The 24,330-nt window shown below is 59.1% G+C and carries 26 protein-coding genes; 13 read left to right on the top strand and 13 right to left on the bottom strand.

Going from position 1 to position 24,330, the window contains the following annotated elements; genetic code table 11:
- Positions 1 to 32 precede the first annotated feature (32 nt).
- Entirely contained in the window at positions 33 to 170 is a 138-nt protein-coding gene (locus AC2FEB_RS09455; protein ID WP_117869646.1) for an entericidin A/B family lipoprotein, read from the top strand.
- Positions 171 to 997: 827 nt separating this feature from the next.
- A complete protein-coding gene (locus tag AC2FEB_RS09450) occupies positions 998 to 1,414 on the top strand; it encodes a type II toxin-antitoxin system Phd/YefM family antitoxin (RefSeq protein ID WP_299898726.1) in 417 nt (138 codons plus the stop codon).
- A 100-nt stretch (positions 1,415 to 1,514) separates the two neighbouring features.
- Here AC2FEB_RS09450 and AC2FEB_RS09445 read toward each other — a convergent pair whose 3' ends face one another.
- Positions 1,515 to 1,964, bottom strand: a complete 450-nt coding sequence (locus tag AC2FEB_RS09445; RefSeq protein WP_117869648.1) for a hypothetical protein — start codon at positions 1,962 to 1,964, stop codon at positions 1,515 to 1,517.
- Positions 1,965 to 2,071: 107 nt separating this feature from the next.
- Positions 2,072 to 2,392 carry a hypothetical protein gene (locus tag AC2FEB_RS09440; protein WP_050603250.1) on the bottom strand — a complete coding sequence of 107 codons (321 nt, stop codon included), beginning with the start codon at positions 2,390 to 2,392 and terminating at the stop codon, positions 2,072 to 2,074.
- A 690-nt stretch (positions 2,393 to 3,082) separates the two neighbouring features.
- Between AC2FEB_RS09440 and AC2FEB_RS09435 the strand changes: the two genes are divergently transcribed.
- Positions 3,083 to 3,796, top strand: a complete 714-nt coding sequence (locus AC2FEB_RS09435; protein WP_496673982.1) for a class I SAM-dependent methyltransferase — start codon at positions 3,083 to 3,085, stop codon at positions 3,794 to 3,796.
- A 64-nt stretch (positions 3,797 to 3,860) separates the two neighbouring features.
- On the opposite strand, the gene lepA is transcribed toward AC2FEB_RS09435, so the two are convergent.
- Positions 3,861 to 5,660, bottom strand: coding sequence for a translation elongation factor 4 (gene lepA, locus AC2FEB_RS09430; protein ID WP_496673981.1), 1,800 nt, complete (start codon positions 5,658 to 5,660; stop codon positions 3,861 to 3,863).
- Positions 5,661 to 5,821: 161 nt separating this feature from the next.
- On the opposite strand from lepA, the gene AC2FEB_RS09425 reads away from it, so the two are divergent.
- The 3 genes from AC2FEB_RS09425 to AC2FEB_RS09415 all read left to right on the top strand — a co-directional run bounded on the left by AC2FEB_RS09425 (position 5,822) and on the right by AC2FEB_RS09415 (position 8,253).
- On the top strand, positions 5,822 to 6,928 hold the full coding sequence (locus tag AC2FEB_RS09425; protein ID WP_299898720.1) for a Hint domain-containing protein: 1,107 nt from the start codon (positions 5,822 to 5,824) through the stop codon (positions 6,926 to 6,928).
- Positions 6,925 to 7,233: a hypothetical protein gene (locus AC2FEB_RS09420; protein ID WP_299643607.1), complete on the top strand. Its 309-nt coding sequence runs from the start codon at positions 6,925 to 6,927 to the stop codon at positions 7,231 to 7,233. The genes AC2FEB_RS09425 and AC2FEB_RS09420 overlap by 4 nt, the downstream gene beginning before the upstream one ends.
- 66 nt (positions 7,234 to 7,299) lie before the next feature.
- A complete protein-coding gene (locus tag AC2FEB_RS09415; RefSeq protein ID WP_496673976.1) occupies positions 7,300 to 8,253 on the top strand; it encodes a LysR family transcriptional regulator in 954 nt (317 codons plus the stop codon).
- Here the strand turns inward: AC2FEB_RS09415 and AC2FEB_RS09410 are convergent.
- Positions 8,250 to 8,693 (bottom strand): low molecular weight protein-tyrosine-phosphatase, encoded by a 444-nt coding sequence (locus tag AC2FEB_RS09410; RefSeq protein ID WP_496673973.1) that lies wholly within the window; start codon positions 8,691 to 8,693, stop codon positions 8,250 to 8,252. The two genes, AC2FEB_RS09415 and AC2FEB_RS09410, sit on opposite strands and share 4 nt — an antisense overlap.
- A gap of 28 nt (positions 8,694 to 8,721) precedes the next feature.
- Between AC2FEB_RS09410 and AC2FEB_RS09405 the strand changes: the two genes are divergently transcribed.
- Positions 8,722 to 9,420 carry an NAD-dependent deacylase gene (locus AC2FEB_RS09405; RefSeq protein ID WP_496674124.1) on the top strand — a complete coding sequence of 233 codons (699 nt, stop codon included), beginning with the start codon at positions 8,722 to 8,724 and terminating at the stop codon, positions 9,418 to 9,420.
- A gap of 61 nt (positions 9,421 to 9,481) precedes the next feature.
- Positions 9,482 to 10,090 carry an HdeD family acid-resistance protein gene (locus tag AC2FEB_RS09400; protein WP_117869657.1) on the top strand — a complete coding sequence of 203 codons (609 nt, stop codon included), beginning with the start codon at positions 9,482 to 9,484 and terminating at the stop codon, positions 10,088 to 10,090.
- A gap of 92 nt (positions 10,091 to 10,182) precedes the next feature.
- Here AC2FEB_RS09400 and AC2FEB_RS09395 read toward each other — a convergent pair whose 3' ends face one another.
- From AC2FEB_RS09395 to meaB, 4 genes are all read right to left on the bottom strand, one after another.
- On the bottom strand, positions 10,183 to 10,653 hold the full coding sequence (locus AC2FEB_RS09395) for a copper chaperone PCu(A)C (RefSeq protein WP_496673969.1): 471 nt from the start codon (positions 10,651 to 10,653) through the stop codon (positions 10,183 to 10,185).
- A 40-nt stretch (positions 10,654 to 10,693) separates the two neighbouring features.
- Complete coding sequence (locus AC2FEB_RS09390; protein WP_496673966.1) at positions 10,694 to 11,044, bottom strand: glycosyltransferase family protein; 351 nt, start codon at positions 11,042 to 11,044, stop codon at positions 10,694 to 10,696.
- 407 nt (positions 11,045 to 11,451) lie between these two features.
- Positions 11,452 to 11,739 carry a 50S ribosomal protein L28 gene (gene rpmB / locus AC2FEB_RS09385; RefSeq protein WP_117869660.1) on the bottom strand — a complete coding sequence of 96 codons (288 nt, stop codon included), beginning with the start codon at positions 11,737 to 11,739 and terminating at the stop codon, positions 11,452 to 11,454.
- A 186-nt stretch (positions 11,740 to 11,925) separates the two neighbouring features.
- A complete protein-coding gene (gene meaB / locus AC2FEB_RS09380; protein WP_496673962.1) occupies positions 11,926 to 12,897 on the bottom strand; it encodes a methylmalonyl Co-A mutase-associated GTPase MeaB in 972 nt (323 codons plus the stop codon).
- 192 nt (positions 12,898 to 13,089) lie between these two features.
- Between meaB and hrpB the strand changes: the two genes are divergently transcribed.
- From hrpB to AC2FEB_RS09365, 3 genes are all read left to right on the top strand, one after another.
- Entirely contained in the window at positions 13,090 to 15,564 is a 2,475-nt protein-coding gene (hrpB, locus tag AC2FEB_RS09375; protein WP_496673959.1) for an ATP-dependent helicase HrpB, read from the top strand.
- A 156-nt stretch (positions 15,565 to 15,720) separates the two neighbouring features.
- Complete coding sequence (locus tag AC2FEB_RS09370) at positions 15,721 to 16,179, top strand: NUDIX hydrolase (protein WP_496673956.1); 459 nt, start codon at positions 15,721 to 15,723, stop codon at positions 16,177 to 16,179.
- A gap of 87 nt (positions 16,180 to 16,266) precedes the next feature.
- On the top strand, positions 16,267 to 17,742 hold the full coding sequence (locus tag AC2FEB_RS09365; RefSeq protein ID WP_496884008.1) for an inorganic phosphate transporter: 1,476 nt from the start codon (positions 16,267 to 16,269) through the stop codon (positions 17,740 to 17,742).
- A 9-nt stretch (positions 17,743 to 17,751) separates the two neighbouring features.
- Here AC2FEB_RS09365 and AC2FEB_RS09360 read toward each other — a convergent pair whose 3' ends face one another.
- From AC2FEB_RS09360 to AC2FEB_RS09350, 3 genes are all read right to left on the bottom strand, one after another.
- Positions 17,752 to 18,726 carry a 2-dehydropantoate 2-reductase gene (locus AC2FEB_RS09360; RefSeq protein WP_117869664.1) on the bottom strand — a complete coding sequence of 325 codons (975 nt, stop codon included), beginning with the start codon at positions 18,724 to 18,726 and terminating at the stop codon, positions 17,752 to 17,754.
- 79 nt (positions 18,727 to 18,805) lie between these two features.
- Positions 18,806 to 19,768: a pirin family protein gene (locus AC2FEB_RS09355; RefSeq protein ID WP_496884007.1), complete on the bottom strand. Its 963-nt coding sequence runs from the start codon at positions 19,766 to 19,768 to the stop codon at positions 18,806 to 18,808.
- 119 nt (positions 19,769 to 19,887) lie between these two features.
- Positions 19,888 to 20,721 carry a phytanoyl-CoA dioxygenase family protein gene (locus AC2FEB_RS09350; RefSeq protein WP_496673947.1) on the bottom strand — a complete coding sequence of 278 codons (834 nt, stop codon included), beginning with the start codon at positions 20,719 to 20,721 and terminating at the stop codon, positions 19,888 to 19,890.
- A gap of 216 nt (positions 20,722 to 20,937) precedes the next feature.
- Between AC2FEB_RS09350 and AC2FEB_RS09345 the strand changes: the two genes are divergently transcribed.
- Positions 20,938 to 21,426, top strand: coding sequence for a peptidase associated/transthyretin-like domain-containing protein (locus AC2FEB_RS09345; protein ID WP_117869667.1), 489 nt, complete (start codon positions 20,938 to 20,940; stop codon positions 21,424 to 21,426).
- 8 nt (positions 21,427 to 21,434) lie between these two features.
- Positions 21,435 to 22,031, top strand: a complete 597-nt coding sequence (locus AC2FEB_RS09340) for a ferric reductase-like transmembrane domain-containing protein (RefSeq protein ID WP_496674121.1) — start codon at positions 21,435 to 21,437, stop codon at positions 22,029 to 22,031.
- Here AC2FEB_RS09340 and argF read toward each other — a convergent pair.
- Both argF and AC2FEB_RS09330 read right to left on the bottom strand, forming a co-directional pair.
- Positions 22,028 to 22,954, bottom strand: a complete 927-nt coding sequence (gene argF / locus AC2FEB_RS09335; RefSeq protein WP_299898669.1) for an ornithine carbamoyltransferase — start codon at positions 22,952 to 22,954, stop codon at positions 22,028 to 22,030. The genes AC2FEB_RS09340 and argF overlap by 4 nt on opposite strands.
- 74 nt (positions 22,955 to 23,028) lie before the next feature.
- Positions 23,029 to 24,216, bottom strand: a complete 1,188-nt coding sequence (locus AC2FEB_RS09330; RefSeq protein ID WP_496683991.1) for an aspartate aminotransferase family protein — start codon at positions 24,214 to 24,216, stop codon at positions 23,029 to 23,031.
- Positions 24,217 to 24,330 lie beyond the last annotated feature (114 nt).

The following is a 24,330-nucleotide window of genomic DNA, read 5'->3' as shown; positions in this document are numbered from 1 at the left end:
CCGAAAAATGATCGAGCACTAAGGAGACGAATATGATCCGCGTAATTCTGATTGGCCTGAGTCTGTTTGCACTGACCGCCTGCGAAACCGCAAAAGGCGCTGGCAAGGACATCGAAAAAGCCGGAGATGCCATCCAAGGCGCAGCAACCGACGTTCAGGAAAGCCTGTAGCATACCTTATTTTGCGCCACGCGCGGAACCAGTATCAATATATGGTTGAAAGACGCACCAGGCCGCAGTAACCTATCCTCACAGGTGCATAGACGCGGCACTGCAACATCTGACGCTAAATCGGGGCTCTTTTGCACACGCAGAAGAGCCCCGGTCCCTTTCGGCAGGGGTGAGTGGTAGCCTGTATGAAACCGAAATCGGCAAAGGAAAAGGCGTCAGGTGCGCAGACGCGGTCTTTGCATGCATCCTTTCGGATACTCCTGACGCCTTACCGGTTCGATGCGCCCCGAAGGACACCCCGATCCAGTCGCCCCAGCCCCCTAAGAGACTGCGACTGCTGCTTTGCGCCCGAAGGAACATCACAGCGTGCATCGGCCTTTTGAGAAGGTAGCCATCCGAGTAGGGTACGAAACCCGCATGCGGCTGATCACCCACCGGTAAGCCATTGCAGTTCAACGCAAATCCTAAGATCCGGTCTCTCTGCCAAGACCCCCGGGCCTTTGCGTCCCACCTTCGGTTCCGAAGAACCTGTGTGGTGTTCAGACTGTTGCATTACGTCTTGTATCCGACAAGAAAATAGCACTGCAGCATGAAATTTAGACGGGGATAAACTGTTAGTATCTGACGGGAAATCTTTGTGGATAATCCGAGAAATCTCGAATCCACGCATGTTTGAACCGGGACATGTTCAGACTTGATCCAGGCCCCCATTTTCGCCCTATGCTGCAGGCGCAAAGGCTGCCGCACGCTCCATTAGGTGAAAATTGCACGGTTTGTACAACTCTCGGACCACCAATCTTTCGAATCGTACATACGGAGATTCGCCGATGCGTTGCACCATTTCCCACGCGCGCGCCAATTTGGGCGCTCTGGTCACCCGCGCACAGGACCCGCGCGAAGTAATCATACTGACCCGGCACGGCAAACCACTGGCCGCTCTGGTTTCGATCGTCGAGGCGAACCGGATCTGGCATTTGCAGGATGATGACGAGATCGGGTGGAAGCACCCGCTGTCTGGCATTCGCGGGATGTGGTCGCGGGGACGCAACATCCCCGGAATGGAGCCGGGACCGGACGGCAGCTATGTCACCGCGCGCGAGGCCGCGCTGAAGGTTCGCGAGATCCAGATGACCCGCGCCGAGGAATGCCGCATTCTAGCGCGGGGCGGTCTGGATCCTGTCGAGGGCGGTGAGTTGGCCGCCCGGCCCGTCTCCTCGCGGTGGAGACGATGGTTCCGTTTTTGAGAAGCGGTCCGACCCGCGCGTGGCAACCTACTAACCTCCGCCGCAGTCAATATCGCATCAGCGGTACTTACCCCCTACAATCGCCCGGGCCGGACACGCTTCAGTTCACCTGACGTTCCAGAACGGTGCTGTAGGTCGTTCCGTTCCGCAGGCTACGGAAATCCGCAAAGATCTTCCCCTCCTCATACCGCGCATCGATCAGCGCATTGGCCCCGATCAGCAGAGGTGAGGTCTCGACGATGCCGATGCTGCCCGACCCATCGATGCTGATGGTGCCGGTGGCCTCGTACTCATTCCAGTTGGTATCGCCATCGCGACGCCATTTGCTGTGCCCCCAGAAAACGTTGCCGTCCTGAAGCTGCACATCCAGCATCCATTCGGCCTGATTGAACCGGGGCTGATCGCCTTTGTAGTAATGGCTGGGCTGGACGGTCGTGTAGGACCCCAGCCATGTGCCGCGCAGGTCGGGCGTGGTATCGGCCAACGCGGCCGTTCCAAGGGCGAGGGTCGTGGCCAAAGCGGCTGCTCCGGCAGTCATGTATCTGGTCATGGGCTCTCTCCTGTTCGTCTGGTCAACAGATTGGGAGGGCACGCACCGGTTGCAACTTACCTAAGGGAAACTTCATGATTGGTTCACCGGGGGCTTAGAATGGGGCTTCAGGCCCAGGCCAGAGCCGTCCCAACAATGACCAGCGCGATGCCGATCCCCTCGCGATAGGAAAAGTTCTCGCCAAACAGGAAATACGAGGCGATGGCGATCAGCACGACCTCGGCCCCCAGAATGCCGGTATAGATGATGCCCAACCGTTCGTTGCGCAACGCGGCAAGTTCCAGCGTTGCGGCGGCCAGCAACGTGGCGACGATCAGAAGGGTCAGACCAACACCGGGGAGCTTCCACCAGAACTTCATCGAGATCATGGCAACGGAATATAGACCCGCCGACCCGAGGGCGATAAGGGGGATCATGGATGTAGACATCTGCGCCTCCTGCCGAGGTTGCCGTTGGGTCAAGTGTAGCAGGAGGGTGCGGTTGGGGCTGTGAGGTTGGTCACAGGTGTTAGATGGACAACTGATACGATGCTATTTAAACGTTCGAATTAGATAAAAGACTATGTGAAACATGCTGTAGAATCCCCAACCACCAAAAATAAGAAACAGCACCCAACCAGGGTTAAACTCCTGCTGATCAAAGGCGCGGAAAGTGTGGTCCATAGTGCTTTGCAAAACAAAGTATGAAAAATAAGTCAGGCCAATCGTCGCGACGGGCCAGCGCTCCAAGATAGTTCTATAGTTCATTGCCATTGCAACAACCTAACGAGGTGATCTGTCAGCGGCTAGTCACAGAAATCCAAGTGATGAGGGCAGCGCCAACCCGAGGGGGTGAGCGGCGTCTCGGAATTCGTCCAGTGGACGAATTCAGCCGCGAACGGGCAGAGCCCAAGGGCGCAAACGCACCACCCGTTTTTTTCGAAGGTAAACCCTGAGGTTGACGCAGGAAGGTCATCCCAAAGGCAGGCACTCGTGTTTTTACGTCACTGACGGAACTCACTTTAGGCCCACAAAACGAGAACACTTGTTCTTCGCTTCAAAGGTTTACTTTCCATCGCTTCAACAGTTTAACGAAAACCTCGCGTGTAATGGAGCTAAAGGGTTTCGAGGAAAAGTACTGTGTCTTCCAACTTCCATCCTTCAGATTATGACGATCTCTTGTCCTCAGCACAGTGGAACGAAAACTTGCGCGACCTCAATCAGTATGTCGCACATTCGCTTGAACAAGTGGGTGAACCACCTGCGCTAAATGGCAATCTGTTCTACGAACACCGCGCGACGGGTTTTCAAACACAGCCATTTATTGAAAGATTCGAACCCAAACGAAGAAATTTCTTTGAGTTGGCCCGACGCTCGACACGTCTGTTCGAAATAGGCGTGAATGCGGGCCACAGCATGTTGTTGGCGCTTATGGCCAACCCTGAAATCAAGTGCGTCGGCGTGGATGTTTGCCAGAGATTGAACCGCCGGTGGGCCCGCGTGGACATTTACGTGCCGGCAGCATTCAACTGGCTAAGGTACAAGTTTCCTGACCGGGTTGAGCTGATAAAAGGAAACTCTCTGATCGAAGCTCCGGCATACGCCCTGAGGCACCCTGATGCGAAAATCGATTTCCTGCACCTGGACGGGGCCAAGGACACGCACCTCAGAGAGGTTCTGGCGCTACACGCTCTCATGCCGTCCGGTGCATTCATCGTGCATGACGATTCCAACCTCAGACCGGTTCGAATTGCAGACAGACGGTTGAGGCGTCTGAACTTTTCCAAGCCGATTGACTACAGCGAATTCGGCCTGGAAGAGTGCGAATTCCATTTGGTTCGAGCCTCCACCTGATCAGGTGGCATCAAGCTCGAACCCAAAAAGAAAGCCTGTCAGTGACTGTTCAAAACGGACAGCTTTAGCTGTCCATCTTCAGCGCTGAAATAAACGCCTCCTGCGGGATATCGACCTTCCCGAACTGGCGCATTTTCTTCTTACCCGCCTTCTGCTTGTCCAGCAGCTTGCGTTTCCGCGTGGCGTCGCCGCCGTAGCATTTGGCGGTCACGTCCTTGCGTAAGGCGGACAGGGTCTCGCGCGCGATGACCTTGCCTCCGATGGCGGCCTGGATCGGGATTTTGAACATGTGGCGCGGGATCAGGTCTTTCAGCTTTTCGCACATCGCCCGGCCCCGCATCTCGGCCCGGTCGCGGTGAACCATGGTTGACAGCGCGTCAACGGGTTCATCATTCACCAGTACCGACATCTTGACCAGGTTGTCTTCGGTATAGCCTGTCATTTGATAATCAAACGACGCATAGCCCTTGGTCACCGATTTCAGGCGGTCGTAGAAATCAAAAACAACCTCGTTCAGCGGCAGGTCATAGACGACCATGGCGCGCGAACCCGCATAGGTCAGGTCCAGCTGGATACCGCGGCGGTCCTGACACAGTTTGAGCACGTCGCCCAGGAATTCGTCGGGCACCAGAATGGTCGCCTTGATGCGCGGCTCCTCGATATGGTCGACCTTCGACGGGTCGGGCATGTCGGCGGGGTTGTGCAGCTCGATCATCTCGCCGTCTTTCATGTAGACGTGATAGATCACCGACGGCGCGGTGGTGATGAGCTCGATATCATATTCGCGCTCAATCCGGTCACGGATGACCTCAAGGTGCAGCAGGCCAAGGAAGCCGCAGCGGAAGCCAAAGCCCAGTGCGGCCGAGGTTTCCATTTCAAAGCTGAAGCTGGCGTCGTTGAGCGCCAGTTTGTCGATCGCATCGCGCAGGTCTTCGAATTCCGCTGAGTCCACGGGGAAGAGGCCGCAGAACACCACCGGCTGCGCGGGTTTGAAACCGTCCAGTGCGATTTCGGTGCCGTTGCGGTCATTGGTGATGGTGTCGCCGACGCGGGTGTCGCGGACCTGTTTGATCGATGCCGTCAGGAATCCGATCTCACCGGGGCCAAGCGAGTCGACCATCTCCATCTCGGGCCGGAAGACGCCGACGCGGTCGACATGGTGCAGGGTGTTGTTCGACATGAACTTGACCCGCATGCCCTTTTTCAGCGTGCCGTCCATGATGCGGACCAGAACGATGACGCCCAGATAGGCATCGTACCACGAATCCACCAGCATCGCCTTGAGAGGCGCATCCAGTTTGCCCTGCGGGGCAGGCAGATGTTTCACGATGGCTTCAAGCGTTTCGTGGATGCCCTGCCCCGTCTTGGCGCTGACCTGAATGGCGTCGGTTGCGTCGATGCCGATCACGTCCTCGATCTGTTCGGCCACGCGGTCACAGTCGGACGCGGGCAGGTCGATCTTGTTGAGCACCGGCACGATCTCGTGATCGGCATCGATGGCCTGATAGACATTGGCCAGCGTCTGCGCCTCGACCCCTTGGGTCGAGTCCACGACCAGCAGCGAGCCTTCGACCGCGCGCATCGACCGTGAGACCTCATAGGCAAAGTCCACGTGGCCGGGGGTGTCAATCAGATTCAGCACGTACTGCTCGCCATTGTCGGCGGTATAGTCGATGCGGACCGTGTTGGCCTTGATGGTGATACCGCGTTCCCGCTCGATATCCATGCTGTCGAGCAGCTGTTCCTTCATGTCGCGATCCTTGACCGTTCCGGTCTCTTGGATGAGCCGGTCAGCAAGGGTGGATTTGCCATGGTCGATATGCGCGACGATGGAGAAATTGCGGATATGAGCGAGGTCTGTCATGGAGTGGGATATGTCGGGAGTTTTGTCCCTCGTCAAGCGTTGAAGCGTTGCAAAAAAGGTCCCACCCGCGCCTTTCTGTTCAGTGGCATTTACCCGAATTCAGTGAATAGTTAAGATGATCGCATCATCTGGCCGTTTCAAAAACAGAAAGCAGGGAAGACTTGGCCGATTATTCGATCTTTGTGTTGGGTGAAGGTCAATTGTCCGTCTCTGTGGCGCAGGGTCTGGACGGGATCAATCAGGGCACGGGGATACATCTTATAGGTGAGACGATTACCATTAATTCGCGCGCCGCGACTGAAGTTTTCATCACGGATGCTGGATCGGACACCGACTTTTCCGACAATGATGGTAATCAGCGGTTAAACGGCGATCAGACAATCGATGGCACGCTTTTCTCCAGCGGCACGCGTGTTGAAGCCGAATATGGTATTACGCTGACTGATGGAACAACCACATGGCAGGCGGTTGCGTTCAACGTGAACAACTCATCACCGGCATATGGAACCGTTGAGGGCATCGCATTCATTGGGGGACCCGGACAGTTTCCGCCGGCCGGAGTACCTTTGACGGTCGTCAGCACACAGGAAGGTCCCAGCTTCGCATCAAACGCATATGTCAGCCCCATTTGTTACTGTCGCGGAACACTGATCGAAACCAAGTCCGGATACCGGCCCATCGAATTGTTGAAGCCGGGTGATGAAATCTGGACCCGTGACAATGGCTATCTACCCGTCATCTGGACAGGTGAACAGGCTGTCATCACAGCCGGTCGTTTCAGAATGGTCGAAATTCCCGAGGGAACGCTATCGAATTTCGCACCTTTGAAAGTGTCCCAGCAACACAGAATGCTGGTCACGCACCCTTTGGCTGAAATCCTTTGCGCAGAGAACGAAGTGTTTGTTCCAGCTATCAGCCTTGTTGATGCGGGCATTGCAACAATGTGCAAGGAGAACAGTGCAACTTACCATCATCTGCTGCTTGAGACACATAACGCCATTAACGCCAACGGAGCAAGTTCCGAGAGCCTGCTGCTGGCACCATCCGCCAGCCGCCAGAACCCGGATGATCTGTTCTTTCACGGCCTGGTCGATCAGGTTTCATCTGCCGTTGAAACCGCGAGGCTGACACTGAAGAGAAAAGAGGCAACATTCTTGATCAACAGTATCTTGACCGTTGATCCGAATTCCCGTTTGATTCATACTCCGCCGCAGACCGAGAGGGGCATCAGACCCGTCCGGGCAGGCAAAAACGAGGCTCGAGTATGAAACAGTTTCTCCTTATCGCGTTTTGCGCCACGTCTCTCACGGCGGTGGCGCCTGTTGCAGACGCGGCGCAGATCAAGCGGGCGTGTCTGGCGTCGGACCGGTCGGCGGCGACGCGGGATCGGTGTACTTGCATCCAGCGCGTGGCGGATCAGGCGCTGACCCGAAGCGATCAGAAGACCGTGGCCAAGTGGTTCTCTGACCCGCATCAGGCGCAAGAGTTGAAGATGTCGCAGACCGCGCGCGATGATGCGCTGTGGGATCGGTATCAGAACTTTGGCCAGATGGCGCAGGCGATCTGCAGCTAAGCCCTTCGGAACGCTTGACCTGATGCACGCTGCGCCCCAGAAAAGGCGCAACGAAAGGTGTATCTTATGGTGATGAAAGGGCTGACCCTGCGGGGCCTTGAAGTATTCGAGGCCTTGGCACGGACGGGATCTGTGGCGCAAGCCGCCGAGATCACGGGGCTCAGCCAGCCATCCGTTTCCCAGCAATTACGCAATCTGGAAAAGGCGTTGGGCACCGAACTGGTCGATCACGGGCGGCGACCGATGCGCCTGACACAGGCCGGGCGCAGCTTTCTGGCGCGGGCCGAGACGGTTCTGGCCGAGCTGCAAATGGCACAAAGCGAGTTGTCGGTCATGGATCTGGGGCATCTGACCACGCTGTCAATCGGGCTGATCGACGACTTCGACAATGATCTGACCCCGCGGCTGGCAACGTTGCTGGCAGACAGTCTGACCCGATCGAATTTCAAACTGATCACCTTGTCGAGCCTCGATCTGTTCGAGGCCCTGGCCGAACAACGCCTGCATATGGCCGTAACCGCCCATAGCGGAGAAGTGCTGGAGGGGGTGGTCGAGTACCCTCTGGTCCGGGATCCGTTCATTCTGGTTGCACCACAGGGGTCGGGCGGAGTGGAGGCGGTACAGGACAGGCTGCCATATCTGCGCTATGCCCGCGAGCAACTGATCAGCCGGCAGATCGAGGCGCATATGGCGCGCGGCCCGCAGGAGTTTGAGGAACGGTTCGAGATCGGCTCGCACATGGCGCTGATGGCCATGGTTGCACGGGGCCTGGGTTGGGCGATCACGACGCCGCTGGGCTTCATGCGCGCAGCGCGGTTCCATGAAGGGCTGGAGGCCCACCCTGCCCCGTTCGGGGATTTCTCGCGCAGCATATCCTTGCTGGCGCGTACGGACTGGTCCGATCAGGTACCGCAGGAGGTCGCGGGCATGACACGGCGCCTGATGCAGAACCAGATCGTGGACCCGGCTTTGGCCAAACTGCCCTGGCTGAACGGATCGCTGCGGGTGATCGGCGGTTAACTGTCCAGATGAGCGGCAAGGCCCTCGACCGCCGCTTCGATCAGGTCCAGAGCGCCATCGAAATCCCGTGTATAATATGGGTCAGGCACATGATCCGCGCCGGTTTCAGGGGCGAAATCGGTCAGCAGGCGCACCGGGGTGTCACTGCCGGCGGGGCGCAGATCCTCGATATCCGCGATGTTGTTGGCGTCCATGCCGAGGATCAGGTCGAAGCGGGCGAAATCGGCGGCGGTGAACTGACGGGCGCGCAGGTCACCCAGGTCGATTCCCCTGACCTTCGCAGCTGCCTGCATCGGGCCATAGGGCGGGTTCCCCGCGTGCCAGCCCATGGTTCCGGCACTATCGGTTACATGGTGCGGCGCGCGGGCGCGGAAAACGCCTTCGGTAGCGGGCGAACGGCAGATATTGCCCAGGCAGACAAAGAGGATACGGTGTGACATGCACCAAGCTGTACCGCGCGGAGGAGAAATGGAAAAGATCGTGATCCTGACCGGGGCCGGAATATCCGCCGAAAGCGGGTTGAGCACCTTTCGCGATGAGGGTGGATTATGGGCACAGCACCGGATCGAAGATGTCGCCATGCCGGAAGGATTCGCCCGCGACCCCGCACTGGTTCAGGGGTTTTACAATGCGCGGCGCGTTCAGGCCTCTGAGGTGCAACCCAATGCCGCGCATGAAGCGCTGGCCCGATTGCAACGGGACTGGCCCGGAGACGTCGTGATTGTCACTCAGAACGTGGACAGCCTGCATGAGGCGGGCGGCGCCAAGGATGTCATTCACATGCACGGAACATTGGCCGGCGCTTTGTGTTCTGCCTGCGGCCATCAATGGACCGCCCCGATCGAGATGGCTGTAGGAGAACCCTGCCCCGCCTGTGCGCACCCCTCTGCCCGGCCCGATGTGGTTTGGTTTGGTGAAATGCCCTATTTCATGGACGAGATTTATGACCACCTGGCTAGCGCGTCGCTTTTTGCTGCCATTGGCACCTCGGGTCAGGTTTATCCGGCAGCGGCCTTTGTGCACGAGGCACAAGCGGCGGGCGCACGGACGATCGAAATCAATCTGGAACCGTCGCTGGGCGCATCCGGGTTTGACGAACGTATTGTCGGCAAAGCGACTCAAACAGTTCCGCGATGGGTTGAGCATCTGCTTGCGCCACACACTTAAGGTACAGACAGCACGCGCTTAATTTGTATAGACTATCTTCGAAACGACTGGAGGACGAGAAATGGCTGATCAAGACCCCCGGACCGGTGAGATCCTTGATGACGACAGCATGGCCGGGCGCGACATGCTGGGCGAGCAGCTTTCCAGCCTGTGGTGGACCTTTCTGCTGCGCGGAGTATTGGCCGGGCTTGTCGGCATTGCCGCACTTTTCTGGCCGTCGGGCAGCATCGCGTTGCTGCTGCGACTGGTTGGCGTGCTGCTGATCCTCGATGGCGGCCTGACGCTCTTGGGCGTTGGGCGACGTGGTGTGATGGGCGGCGCTGCGATTGGTGCGCTTCTGATCGGGCTTGTCCTGCTGTTCTGGCCAGAAGGGACGGTCAAACTGGCCTTTTTCCTGATGGGCGCATGGGCGCTGATCATCGGGATCGGCTCGCTGGCGGCCTCCGGGCAAATGCATGAGAGAGATCCGCAACGCGGCTCGATGCGCGTATCGGGATTCGTCGCGCTTGTCGTCGGGCTCGTTTTGATGATCTGGCCCGCGGTCGCGCTTGTTGCGCTGGGATGGGGCATCGCCTTTTCGGCACTGGCCATTGCTGCCGTCATGTTCTGGCTGGCATCCCGATTCCGTCAGGCCGGCGACCGTGTTGGCCTGAAGACCGTCAATAAGTAGCACCAGCGACAGCCACAAGGACAACAGGCCGGGCAATGCCCGGCCTGACGCATGAATGACGGCCGCAGCGCGGCCTGAAGACAGGCGTTGCCCTAGTTCGAATGTGATCCCCCGCCCATGTCCTGGCGCTCCAGATCGACCGGGATTTCGACTTCAACCTCGCCAGCTTTTTCGAAGATCAGCGTCACCGGAACCGTGGCACCCTGCTCGAACGGTGCCGTCAGCCCCATGAACATCACGTGGTCCCCGCCGCGTTTCAGCATATGGGTCTCGCCGGCCGGAATGGCAAAGCCTTCCTCGACATGCATCATCTTGGCCACGCCATTTTCGTCGACTTTGTGCGTATGCAGTTCGACCCGGGCCGCGGCATCCGAAGACGCGCCGACCAGCCGGTCATCTGTATCACCCTGATTCCGGATCATCATGAACGCAGCACCCGCCTTGGCGGTCTTTCCCGATGACCGGGCATAGGCGTCATCAACTTTGATTGTACCTTCGGCAAAAGCCGGCAAAGCCAGTGTCACAACGGCCAGAGTTGTAAACAGAGTAGTCTTGAGGGACATCGTGCCTCTCCTGTGTTTTGAGTTTGAAAAAGGTTGGTTTTCAAATACTTACAGGCGGCGCGCGCGCCGGGGAGCCGGGGACTGGCAAAGCGATCTGATTGACCAGATGCCGCAACGGCGAAGGCTGCGCCTGTTTCGGCGCCACAGGCATCGATGGGTGGGCGACGGCAATCGCGCCCATCAGGGACAGCGCATAGTCCGGACAGTAATGCGGTGGTGCGGTCGGTTGCCCGTCTTCGTCCATATAGACAACGACCGGACCGGTGCCTGTGCACAGCACCATCTGACCCACGGCCCTGTCCATGCCGCGCGAAACAGCAAGGCCCTGCCCGGTCAGAACCAAAAGCAGGGACAGAACATAAGGTAGTATTCTGATTAAAACTGGTCTCATCCTGACCCGGGTATAGGTCAGTCAGCAGAGTAGCTTCAAGCGCCAAAGGGTCGCGCTTGAAGCTGGCTTCAGTAGTCAATTCCCGGTCGTTTCACCTTGCTTGTATTGAAGCTGGTGTGGGAACGGTTCACCCTGCGCTGCATCCGCGTGCAAGCCGAAATTGCTTTGCGAAAGACCGCGGCCAGGAACAGGAAAAGGTAGAAACTTTTTAACGTCATAGTGTGGCCCCCGCCTGATGAATGACAGCTACGTTAGGTCAGATTCGAGAGTCCGTATGTGAAGCAATTCACCAATAGCGAAAAATAATTTCGAAATTGAAAACAATATGAGGCAGTGTGGGCGTTTCAAAAAAGAAAAAGCCCCGCACCAAAGAGGTACAGGGCTTGAAATACCGTTAGCGAAAAAGCTTAGGCCGTGGCTTGTGCCTTGGCGATTTCCTTCTTCACTTTCAGAGCGTTCGACGACAACTCGTCATCCTTGGCTTTGGCCAGGAATGCGTCCAGACCACCGCGGTGGTCAACCGAACGCAGGGCAGCGGCCGAGATGCGCAGCTTCACGCCGCGGCCCAGGGTCTCGGACTGCAGGGTGACGTCATTCAGGTTCGGCAGGAAACGACGACGAGTTCTGTTTTTGGCGTGGCTGACATTGTTGCCAGTCATCGGGCCTTTTCCGGTCAGTTCGCAACGGCGCGACATGGTTTCTTCCTTTGTTTCTGGAGGCCGGGCACAAAGCCCTCGGCCAAATCACAAGGGGCACAACCCGAAGTCGCGCCCGAAAACTGGTTGGATGCGTGTAGTGGGAATCGCAGGGAGGGTCAAGACGGGCTGCGCGAATTCTTTCATTTTGCGCCAACCTTTGAAACCCCGCCCTTTTTCAACCCGTCAGGTCAGCGTATTGAGCAGTTCCTGGGCAGCCAGGACCGGGTTCAGATGCCCGGCCGAGACTTCGGCATTCAGACGCTCCATCTCAGCCTTGGCTTGCGGCGTGTCGAGGCGGGCCAGAAGGGCGTGACGGACCTCCTGATTGAACCAGTAACGTGCCTGCGCGGCGCGGTTGGCCTCCCAGATACCGTTGTCGCTGCGCCATTGGATCAGGGATTGCATCTCGTCCCAGGCTTGCTCCAGCCCCTGTTCTTCGACCGCTGAAACGGTCATTGCCGTGGGGAAACCTTCGGGATCCTGGGGGCGCTTGCGCAGCAATCGCAGCGCGCCGGCATAGTCTGCGCATGTCCGTGTCGCCGTGGCCTTCAGGTCGCCATCCGCCTTGTTGATCAGGATGATGTCGGCCATCTCCATGATGCCACGTTTGACACCCTGCAATTCGTCCCCACCCGCCGGGGCCAACAACAACAGGAACAGGTCCGACAATTCAGACACCACCGTTTCGGACTGCCCTACGCCCACGGTTTCGATCAGCACCACATCATAGCCCGCGGCCTCGCACAGGGCGATGGCCTCACGGGTCCGTCGGGCAACGCCGCCGAGATGGCTCTGGCTGGGGGACGGGCGGATGAAAGCGTTCTTCTCACGGCTCAGGCGTTCCATCCGGGTTTTGTCCCCCAGAATCGAGCCCCCCGAACGGGCAGAGCTGGGATCGACTGCCAGAACCGCGACGCTCAGTCCCTGCCCCGTCAACATCATTCCAAAGCTTTCGATGAATGTGGACTTGCCCACTCCTGGCGTGCCCGACAAACCGATCCGCAGCGCCTGGCGCCCCGATCCGGCGAGCTGTGCCAACAGCTCGCTCGCCTGTGCGCGATGATCGGCGCGGTTGCTTTCCACCAGAGTGATTGCACGTGCCAGCGCCCGGCGCTCGCCCTTCAAAATCCTGTCGCTGAGGCTGTCTGTCTGCATTCTTGTCCCGATCCTAGAGGCAAGAATAGTTGCCGCGCTCCGGGGGCGTTTGTCCAGACCGGAGGTCTCTGGAAATGCGATCAAGGCAATAGCTGCGTCAATTCGTGCGCCGCGTGGCACTTCCGGATATGGTCTTGGCACCATGGGTTACACCAAAGTGCTCGCACTGTGCGAGAACTGGACGTCACCTGCATGATGGCGGATAAGAGCCGGATGACGATACGCCTGCCCATCGACGACGCCATTCCCGAACTGCTAGACACTTTACGTGCGCATGGTCGCGCGGTGCTTCAGGCGCCACCCGGGGCGGGCAAGACCACGCGGGTTCCTCTGCTAATGCTCGAGGCAAGTCTGTGTGACGGCAGGATCGTGATGCTGGAGCCCCGGCGGCTGGCGGCCCGGGCCGCTGCCGAGCGGATGGCCGAGACCCTGGGAGAGCGCGCAGGGCAGACCGTGGGTTACCGTGTGCGCGGCGATGCGAAAGTGTCAAAAGACACCCGGATCGAAGTGGTAACCGAAGGCATCCTGACGCGGATGCTGCAATCCGAACCCGACCTGTCCGGCATCAGCGCGGTGATTTTCGACGAATTCCATGAACGGTCTCTGAACGCCGATCTGGGGCTAGCCTTGTGCCTTGAGGTAACGGGCGCACTGCGAGACGATCTGATCCTGCTGGCCATGTCAGCCACGCTGGATGCAGATCCCGTCGGCGCGTTGATGGCGGCCCCGCTGGTCACATCAGACGGGCGCAGCTTTCCGGTTAAGACGCGCTGGCTTGATCGGCCATTGGGACCGCAAGCGCGACGGTTGGATGCGTTGATCGATCTGGTGACTCAGGCCGAGCGTGAGACGCGCAAGTCCGGCGGCGGAATTCTGGTTTTCCTGCCGGGAGAGGGCGAAATTCGGCGCGCTGAGGGCGCTTTGAACAGTCGATTACCCAATAGTTGCGTGGTGCGCCCGTTATTCGGGGCCATGCCCTTTGCGTCCCAGCGTGCGGCGATCGCCCCGGTGGAACATGGGCGCAAAGTTGTGCTGGCGACGTCGATTGCCGAAACGTCGCTGACGATCCCCGATATCAAGGTTGTCGTGGACATGGGGCAGGCCCGACGGGCTCGGTTCGATCCGGGATCGGGAATGTCACGGCTGGTGACCGAACGGGTGACACGGGCCGAGGCCACACAGCGCGCGGGCCGGGCCGGACGTGTCGCCGAAGGGGTGTGTTACCGGCTCTGGTCGAAGGGGGAAGACGGTGCGCTGGCCGCCTACCCGCCTGCCGAGATCGAAGCGGCTGACCTGACCGGGCTGGCGCTGGAGCTGTCCCTGTGGGGCGCTGGCGCGGCCGATCTTGCCTTTCTGACTCCACCTCCCGAAGGGACGATGGCCGAGGCGCGGGCTTTGCTGACAATGCTGGGCGCACTCGACGCCAATGGGCGGATCACTGATCATGGGCGCGCCCTGGCAGCACTGCCCTTGCATCCACGGTTGGGGCATATGCTTGTGCGGGCCGGTCCGAACGCCGCACCTTTGGCGGCGTTGATGGCAGAGCGTGACCCCCTTCGCGGTGCGCCGGTGGATATCACCCTGCGGCAAGAGGCGCTGCGTGATCCACGGACTTTTCAGCGCAACAGGGTCTGGCAGGTCAACATGGGCGCCGTGGATCGGATCAATGCCGAGACCAAACGGTTGCGGAAACAGGCCAAGGGCGACTCTGCTGATCTGAGCCCTGCCGCCATGGCTGCGCTGGCGTATCCTGACCGCATCGGGCAGCGGCGCAAAGGTGACGCGCCGCGCTATGTACTGTCAGGGGGAAAAGGTGTTGTTCTGGACAGTGCGGATCCACTGGCCAACGCTCCGTTTCTGGTCGTGATCGACACTGATGGCAACCCGCGCGAGGCTAAGGTCCGGATGGCCACCCAGATTTCGGAACGCGAGACTCGCGATCTGTTCGCGGATCAGATCGATTGGGTTGAGACTTGCGCCTGGTCGAAACGCGAGCGGCGGGTCGTGTCGCGGTGGCAAGAGCGGTTCGGCGCGATCACGCTGGATGACCGCATCTGGAAGGACGTTCCAGACGACGCCGTGGCGCGCGCGATGCTGGACGGGGTCCGCGATCTGGGCTTGCGGCTGGAGGGTGCCGCCGCGCGTTTGGCTGCCCGTGTCGAGCTGGTGCGTGCCGATGGCGTCGATCTGCCCGATTTTTCGGTCGCAGGCCTGATGGCCGAGATGGACGACTGGTTGCTGCCCATGCTGTCAGGTGTCAAAAGCGCCGAAGACTGGAAGAAGTTCGACCTTATGCCCGCCCTGCGCGCGCGGCTGGACTGGGCACAGACGCAGGAACTGGACCGGCGCGCTCCGGGGTCATTTGAAACGCCGCTGGGGCGCAAGGTGCCAATTGATTACAGCGCTGCCGTGCCTGAAATCTCGGTCCGCTTGCAGGAAGTGTTTGGCGTGACCCGACATCCGGCAATCGGCGGCCAGCCTTTGAAGATCACCCTGCTGTCACCAGCACAGCGCCCGATCCAGATAACGCGCGACCTGCCCGGTTTCTGGGCGGGCTCTTACGCGGATGTACGCAAGGACATGAGGGCGCAATACCCCAAACACCCCTGGCCCGAAGATCCGACCCGGGCTGATCCCACGCTGAGAGCGAAGCGCAGACGGGAATAGAGCAGTCAGAAAATTCTGCTGTTTGGCCAAAAACCCACAATTTCAGGCTAAAAACCCTCAAATATCGGCCAAAATCGGAAGATACAATTGAAACTCACCATTTCTGTTGTTATGTCTTATCAACTTTGAAGGCATAGAGTAGACAACAAGAAACCGATGAGTGCATGGCTGCAAAACATCTGGGAAGAGGTTGGACGACCTCTTTTTCTGCGCCCCCGGCGGGTGCAGTTTGCAGCGTTGTGCACCCGCATTCATGACGGGAAGGACGAAGTGCTGTTGATCACCAGCCGCGACACCAGACGCTGGATCATCCCGAAAGGTTGGCCAATTGATGGTTTGAGTGGAGCGGAAACGGCCCTGCAGGAGGCCTGGGAAGAGGCCGGAGTACGCGGGGATACAGTACACAATGATCCAATCGGTCGTTACACTTACGACAAGATCCTCAAAGACGGATCAGCGCAGCCGGTTTTGACCAGTGTCTACCGGATTTCGGCGCACGCACTGGCTGAAGAGTTTCCCGAGGCCGATCAGCGCGAACGCCGCTGGTTTTCGCCGGCTGATGCGGCCACACAGGTACAGGAGCCCGAGTTACAGGCCTTGTTGCGTAATCTCTAAGGAATTCGCAACGATTCTGTGGCACCCAGCTTGCCTGCGCAGCAGGAAACCGCTAGCTGCGCGCTCGTTCAATATTTGACCAAGTTCATGTCTGACACGAATCCAAAACCACGCTGGCAAAAGCTAGACAGCGACCTGCACCGAATTTCGCGTGTCGAAGCCGCCAATATCCATGTCGCACGCCATTTGCTGGCACCGGGAGTCGCGCTTGCCTTCATGGCATTGGCCGGGCTGACGGCGGCAGTTCTGTTTGGTCAGGCGGATGGTAGCTATATCGTCGTCGCAGCGGCTGCGTTCGGGGCCTATATGGCAATCAATATTGGCGCCAATGACGTGGCCAACAATATGGGCCCTGCGGTTGGTGCGAATGTGCTCACCATGGGCGGCGCCATCGTGATTGCCGCCATTGCCGAAAGCACAGGCGCTTTGCTTGCGGGGGGTGATGTGGTTTCGACCATCTCCAAGGGGATCATCGATCCGGCCTCGGTGCAAAACAGCGAGGTGTTCATCTGGGCCATGATGGCGGCGCTGATATCGTCAGCCATGTGGGTCAACCTGGCAACCTGGATCGGCGCTCCTGTTTCCACCACGCATTCTGTCGTGGGCGGGGTCATGGGTGCAGGTATTGCCGCAGCGGGCCTGAGCGCGGTGAGCTGGGGCACAATGAGCGCAATTGCGGCCAGCTGGGTGATCTCGCCGGTGCTTGGGGGTGTGATTGCAGCGGGTTTTCTGGCGCTGATCAGGTCAAAGATCCAGCATCAGGACGACAAGATTGCAGCCGCGCGCAAATGGGTGCCAATCCTTTTGGCGGTGATGGCTGGGGCCTTTTCCACATATATGTCCGTCAAAGGGCTGAAGCGGATCGTCACAATCGATCTGGAGATGGCTTTGCTGATCGGGTTGTCTGTGGGGCTTCTGGCCTGGTCCGTGACCGTCCCGTGGGTCAAACGGAAATCCGAAGGAATGGAAAACCGGACCCGGTCTCTGAAAACGTTGTTTGGGCTTCCCCTTGTGATCTCGGCCACGTTCCTGAGTTTCGCCCACGGCGCAAATGACGTGGCCAATGCGGTCGGCCCGCTGGCCGCGATTGTTCACGCGGCTGAATTCGGAGAGTTCGCAGCCAAGGTTTCAATCCCTCTGTGGGTGATGATCATTGGCGCGTTCGGGATTTCGTTCGGTCTGTTCCTGTTCGGCCCCAGGCTGATCCGCATGGTGGGCAGTCAGATCACCAAGCTGAACCCGATACGCGCCTTTTGCGTCGCCCTGTCGGCGGCGATCACCGTAATTCTGGCCAGCTCGCTGGGTCTGCCGGTCAGTTCGACCCATATTGCCGTTGGAGCAGTCTTTGGCGTCGGCTTCTATCGCGAGTGGCATTCCGAGCATCGGCGCAAGCAGGGAAACCTACAGCGCACGGCGCAACACCTTGCCCCGGAAGAATACCGCCGTCGCAAGCTGGTGCGCCGGTCGCATTTCATGACCATCGTGGCGGCATGGGTTGTGACCGTGCCAGCCGCTGCAACCATGTCGGCCGTAATATACTGGGTACTGACTGCATTCGTCTGACGAATACCGTCAGAGCCTGATCTGCTCAGGTGACAACGGGTGATCGGGTGCGTGTTTGATTAGGTCGGACACTTGCGTGCAGATGGGTGTTGGAACTCCGGTTTCGTGACCCATCCGGATGATATGCCCTTGCAGACTGTCAATTTCCGTTTGGCGCTCGGCCATCAGGTCATAGGCCATGGACGTTCGCGCACTCGGATCGATTGTCAGCATCCGGGCCGCGATCCGGGTGAACAGCGGCGTCGGAAGTCGCAGAATATGCGGCGTCATCCATGCCGGAAGTGGTGTGGTCGAAGCCACGGGATGCCCCGCCGCCTTGAGAACAGTCAGCGCCTCGGACATCTGATCCGCCATGAGATTGCGCCAGTCGCGGTTCATCAGCTGATCCACCAGCGTGAGGCCCGACAAGGCATTGAGCGCATTGTTCAGGTTGATCACAAGCTTGCCCCATTGCACGGCCTCGATCCGGTCGCTGGACATAACGGGAAGGTCCGCACTGCTCAGCTGCGTCGCCAGATCTCCGGTGCCGCTCTGGATGACAATCTCTCCGGACGTGGCCCGGTGATAGGTGGCGGGGGCAGTCGGCACCACATTGAACGGAACCATTCCGGCGCGAACGTCGCGCCCGGGAAGGGCATTGCGCAGTGTTGTGGCGGCCTCGATCCCGTTTTGCCAGGACAGGACAGGCACATCTCGCGGTGCAATAGTGCCAATCAGCTCGGCCATGTCTGATGTAGCGCCCGATTTGACGGATACGATGACGAGTTCGGCCTGACCCAAGCAGGCCGGATCTTCACTGAGAGACAAAGATTCGGGCGGAACCGTGTAATCAAGGCCGTCAAAATCCGTGACCGTCAGCCCGTGCTCACGGATCGGGTCCAGCACACGTGCCCGTCCCAGAAGGGTCACGGAGTGCCCCGAACGGGCAAGCAAGGCACCGCAGTAGCAGCCAATGCTGCCCGCGCCTGCGAGGACAATTTTCATGATACCCCCTCCGGTATTCCCGAAAAGGATCACCGCAAACGGCCCGTGACACAAGCCCACTTGCCCCTGACGTCGCGCGCTAGCGGGCCAGCCGGGGTTTTGTGTGCTCAAGCTCTTTGGAAATAGGGATAAATTCCTGATCGTCACCCGGAGGCAGGTGAAACGCACCGTTGGCCCAATCGGCGCTTTTCCACTCACGGGTTGCCGTTTCGATCTTTTCCTTCGAAGACGAAACGAAATTCCACCAGATGTAGCGGTCTTCATTCAGGGTCGCTCCGCCCAGCAGCATCAGCCGCGCGCCCAGTGCGCCCGCTGTGACAGACAGCCTGTCCCCGGGACGGAACACCATCATGCGGCCCTCGTCAAACGTGTCACCTGCGATTTCGACCGAACCTTGCGTGACATAGACACCGCGATCTTCGTGGTCGTCAGGCAGAGGGAAGGACGCGCCGGGTTCCAATTGCACATCGAGATAGAAGGTTTCGGACAACATCGTGACCGGGCTGGTCTCACCATAGGCCGAACCCAGGATCAACTGGGCGCTGACACCCGCATCCTGAAGATGCGGCAGTGCGGCCTGTTTGTGGTGTTCGAAATCCGGGGCCATATCCTCATGCGCTTCGGGCAAGGCAATCCAGGTCTGAATGCCGAACAGGCTGTGTTTCTTGCCTCGGGTCTCATCACTGGTGCGTTCTGAATGGGTCACACCGCGGCCTGCGACCATCCAGTTGACCTCGCCGGGATAGATCATCTGATGTGTGCCAAGGCTGTCGCGGTGCTCGAACTCGCCCTGGTACAGATAAGTGACCGTGCCCAATCCGATATGCGGGTGGGGGCGAACATCGATGCCGCCTTCGGTGATGAATTCAGCAGGCCCCATTTGATCGAAAAAGATGAACGGGCCCACCAACTGTCGTTTTACCGAAGGCAGCGCACGGCGCACCTCGAACCCTCCCAGGTCACGGGCACGCGGGATGATCAACGTGTCCAGCGCCGGATTTTCCGAGATGCAGTCCGGATTGTGTGTCGGGTTCCAACTCATTTCAGCACTCCCCTCGTTGCAGATGGTCAGGCCGTCTGCGCTCTCTCAGGTAAGAAATAGCCGCGCAAAGCAGCCTATAAAGTGCACGATTGCACAGGTGGAGTGCGGCGCCGTTCCGACTAACGCGGCCAGAGCTTGGGAAAAAAGGGTCCGTCAATCCGATCCCCCTCGCCATAACCTGCTGCCTCGAACTGCGCGCGCTCGTCCTTGGCCCAGTCGCCACGGTATCGGATGACACCGTCTGGTGCGGTCATGCGAAGGGTGAAGCGACGCACCGTTTCCGACGGGGTGGTTGAAGACAGCCCGCCATGCAGCGTTCGCATGTCGAAGAAAATGCAATCCCCAAGCTCAAGATCCCATTGCAGCAAATCAAACGCGCCGGGGTCTGCATTGACATCAGGTGGTGGGTGATAGGTCTGCCCGGCAACTTCGGTGGGCTGATAACTGGGATGACCATCGGCGAACCGCACCCGCATGAACAGCTTGTCCCATAGGTGTGAGCCTTTGACGAAAGCGATGCCGTTTTCCTTGGTCACTGGTTCCAGCGGCAGCCAAAGGACGCACATCGTACCTTCGAAATCGAAGTAAGACAGATCCTGATGGAAGGGCGGGCGCGATGTCGAGCCGGCCTCGCGGAGAAACCAGTTGTCCATGACAAGGTTTACGGATGGCGCGCCCAGCAACCCGGCAGCAAGCGGTGCGCAGGGTGAATTGTGAACGAATTCGTTGAATTGCGGAATTTTATTCCAGGCCCAGTAGTCTTCGAAATAACCCGGGGCGTCCGGATCCTTGGTGTGGCGAGTGAAATTGTCGGTTGGAGTGTCAAGGTCGGCATCGATACCGGCGCGCAACAGTGACAACCAGTCAGATGAGAATTTCGACCGGAGAACAACAGCCCCATCGCGTTGGAAGGCGCCGATGTCTTCCTTTGTGACCAGGTCTGCTGTCGTCATGGAATGATCATCCCGAAGTGGTTCGGTGACCCTGAGCATCGCACCGCACAGCACGAGACGTCAAAGAGATTCGTTTCGACGACCCAGAATCGCTCACAGTACAGTGAGCGTGCATGGGTTGAACCGAGCACAGCCTCGGATTTTTAAAGAAACATGCTATGTTTCAGATGGAAGCCGCAGACTGACAAGATTGGATCGCGTATTGGAGGTTTCTCGATGACAGATGCGTTGCTGTCCCGTCGTTCCCTGATCACCCAAGGTGCTGCCGTTTTGGCAACCGGGGCTGCGGGGCTTTTGGTTCCTGCCCGCGCAGCCGGGCTTGCGCCGACGCCTTCGATGCGGGGCGGATCAAACAACTATCGCCCTGGCGCACCGGTCGTGGACCGGATCGGCAGAGGGGGGTTCTGGATGACCGGCACCGTACGACGGGCGGGCGACGGCGCACCCCTGCCCGGCCAACGCATTCAAATCTGGGCCCATACCACCGAGGGGCACGAGCGTGACCCGCAAAGCCATGGGGCGACTTTGACGAATGAAAAGGGTGAATTCCGCCTGGAAATGCCGCAGATCGTGCCCGCTTTCGGCCAACCGCACGGGCATCTGGCCTATGACAGCGGCGCGTTCGAGACGGTGTTCCTGCGGCCTGTGATGTCCAGTTCCAAGGACAAGACACTGGCTGCGCATTTCGTGTTGCAACCGCTCTGATCCCGGTGATCCGAACCGGTGTCATTTGGGCGACCCTGATCGCCGCCCTTGCCGTTCCTCTGATCGCTGCGGCAGGCAGCCCTTACCTTGCATGGCGCGACCCTGTCTACATCCTCGCCGGGTTTGCCGGAATTCTGAGCTTGGATCTGCTGTTGCTGCAACCGCTTCTAGCCGGAAAAAACCTTCCGGGCTTGTCCGCAGTGAAGAGCCGCCACATTCACCGTTGGGTCGGCCTGACCCTGGTGCTGGTGATTGTGGTCCATGTCGCGGGTTTGTGGCTTACCAGCCCGCCGGATGTGGTGGATGCGTTGTTGTTCGTCTCTCCGACACCGTTCTCGGCCTGGGGCGTCATTGCCATGTGGACAGCTTTCGGGGCGGCCCTGCTGGGTGTCTTCCGCCAGCACCTGCGTCTGCGCTTTCGACTTTGGCGGCTGAGCCACACCGTGCTGGCCGCGGTGACGATTGTCGGCAGCGTTGTTCACGCCATGCTGATCGAAGGCACGATGGAGATCATGACCAAAACAGCGCTTTGCACACTGGTCCTGCTGGCGAGCGCAAGCGCACTCGCCAAGCTGAAAGTGTGGGATGTCCGTCGGCGCCCTTAGACGCCCAGACACCAGCGCATGACCGCCTTCTGCGCGTGCAGGCGGTTTTCGGCCTCATCAAAAATGACCGAGTTCGGTCCGTCCATAACCTCGGAGGTCGCTTCTTCCTCGCGGTGGGCCGGCAGGCAATGCATGAAAAGCGCATCCGGTTTGGCATGCGACATGAGTTCAGCGTTGACCTGATATGGTCGCAGCATGTTGTGGCGGCGTTCCTTGGCCGACTGGGAATCATGCATCGAGACCCAGGTGTCTGCGACGACGAGGTCAGCGCCTTCCACCGCTTTGTGCGGATCCCTTTCGATCACGATTTTCGACCCTTTCTGGCGGGCAAACCCTATGAACCCTTCTTCCGGGTCAAGCTGAGCGGGCCCGGTGAAGGTCAGATCGAACCCGAACTGACCAGCGGCGTGCAGGAAGGAGGCGCAGACATTGTTGCCGTCGCCGGTCCAGACCACTTTTTTGCCGGCGATGGGGCCGCGGTGTTCCTCGAATGTCAGAACATCAGCCATGATCTGGCAGGGATGGGTGCGGTCGGTCAGGCCGTTGATCACCGGCACGTCCGAGTATTCGGCCATTTCGGTCAGGATGGTTTCATCAAAGGTGCGGATCATGATCATGTCAACATAGCGCGACAGCACACGGGCGGTGTCGGCAATGGTCTCGCCATGACCCAGCTGCATGTCCTTGCCGGACAGCACCATGGTCTGCCCGCCCATCTGGCGCACGCCCACATCGAAAGACACGCGCGTCCGCGTCGACGGCTTTTCGAAGATCAGTGCCACCATGCGATCTTTCAGCGGTTGTTCGTCGTCAGGGGCGGCCTTGGGGCGACCCAAACGCGCCTGTTTCATCACGCCCGCCTGATCGATCATGGCCCGCAGATCGGTAGAATCGGTTTTGTGGATATCAAGAAAATGGTTCATTTTGCTTCGCTTTTGGCTGACGGCGGGTGGGGTCAGACCCCAACACCCCCAAAGTATTTGAAGAAAGGTGAAACTCAGGCAGTCGCAAGCTGGGTTTCGATCTGTTTGGCTGTTTTGTCGAGGCGGATCACGGCCTGAGCGATATCGTCCTCGGTCAGGGTCAGCGGTGGCAGCAGACGGATCACGTTGTCGGCGGCGGGAACGGTGATAACCTCGTTGTCATACCCTGCATTGACCACGTCGATATTGGTCGGCTTGCACTTCAGGCCGAGCATCAGGCCCGATCCGCGCACTTCTTCGAACACTTCAGGGTGGTCGGCGATCAGGCCTTCGAGCTTCTGGCGCAGAAGCCCGGATTTGCGGTTGACGCCTTCAAGGAAGGCGGGTGTTGCCACGTGATCAATCACCGCGCAGCCCACGGCGCAGCCCAGCGGGTTGCCGCCATATGTCGAACCGTGGGTGCCCGCGGTCATACCGGACGCCGCGTCTTCGGTCGCCAGTACAGCCCCCAGCGGGAAGCCCCCGCCGATGCCCTTGGCGACCATCATGATATCAGGGGTGATCCCCGCCCATTCATGGGCAAAGAGCTTGCCTGTCCGGCCAACGCCGCATTGGACTTCATCAAGGATCAGCAGAAGGCCATTTTCGTCGCAGATCTGGCGCAGCGCTTTGAGTTCGGCATCAGGTACGGGGCGAATACCACCTTCGCCCTGCACCGGTTCGATCAGGATCGCGGCCGTCTCATCGGTTATGGCGTTGGTGACGCCATCGAGGTCTCCGAATGCCAGGTGGACAAAGCCGGGCAGCAGCGGGCCGAAGCCCTTGGTCATTTTCTCGGACCCGGCAGCAGCGATACCGGCTGACGACCGGCCGTGGAAGGAACCGTCGAATGTGATGATTTCAACCCGCTCGGGCTGACCTTTGTCATAGAAATACTTGCGGGCCATTTTCACGGCCAGTTCGCAGGATTCCGTGCCAGAGTTCGTGAAGAAAACCGTATCGGCAAAAGTGTGTTCCACCAGCTTGTCAGCCAACGCCTGTTGCTGAGGAATGTTGTACAGGTTCGAGACATGCCACAGCGCATGGGCCTGGTCAGTCAGCGCGGCCACCAATGCCGGATGGGCGTGACCCAGCGCGTTCACCGCGATCCCTGCGCCGAGGTCCAGAAAACGTCGGCCATCCGCCTCGGTCAGCCAGGCGCCTTCGCCCTTCACGAATGTCAGGGGCGCACGGTTATAGGTCGGCAGAACGGACGGGATCATGGGATCATCCTTTTCAGGTAGTATGAGCCTCGTGAGTGAGGCACGAAGGCCCGGTTCGTCAACAGATTTGGTGAGGTTTGTGCCGAATAGCTGGGCACACGGGATCAAACAGGC

The organism is Ruegeria sp. YTSC106 (genome assembly GCF_059609765.1).
The sequence above is the reverse complement of the archived record's forward strand: the minus strand, read 5'-3'. Positions and strand labels throughout refer to the sequence as shown.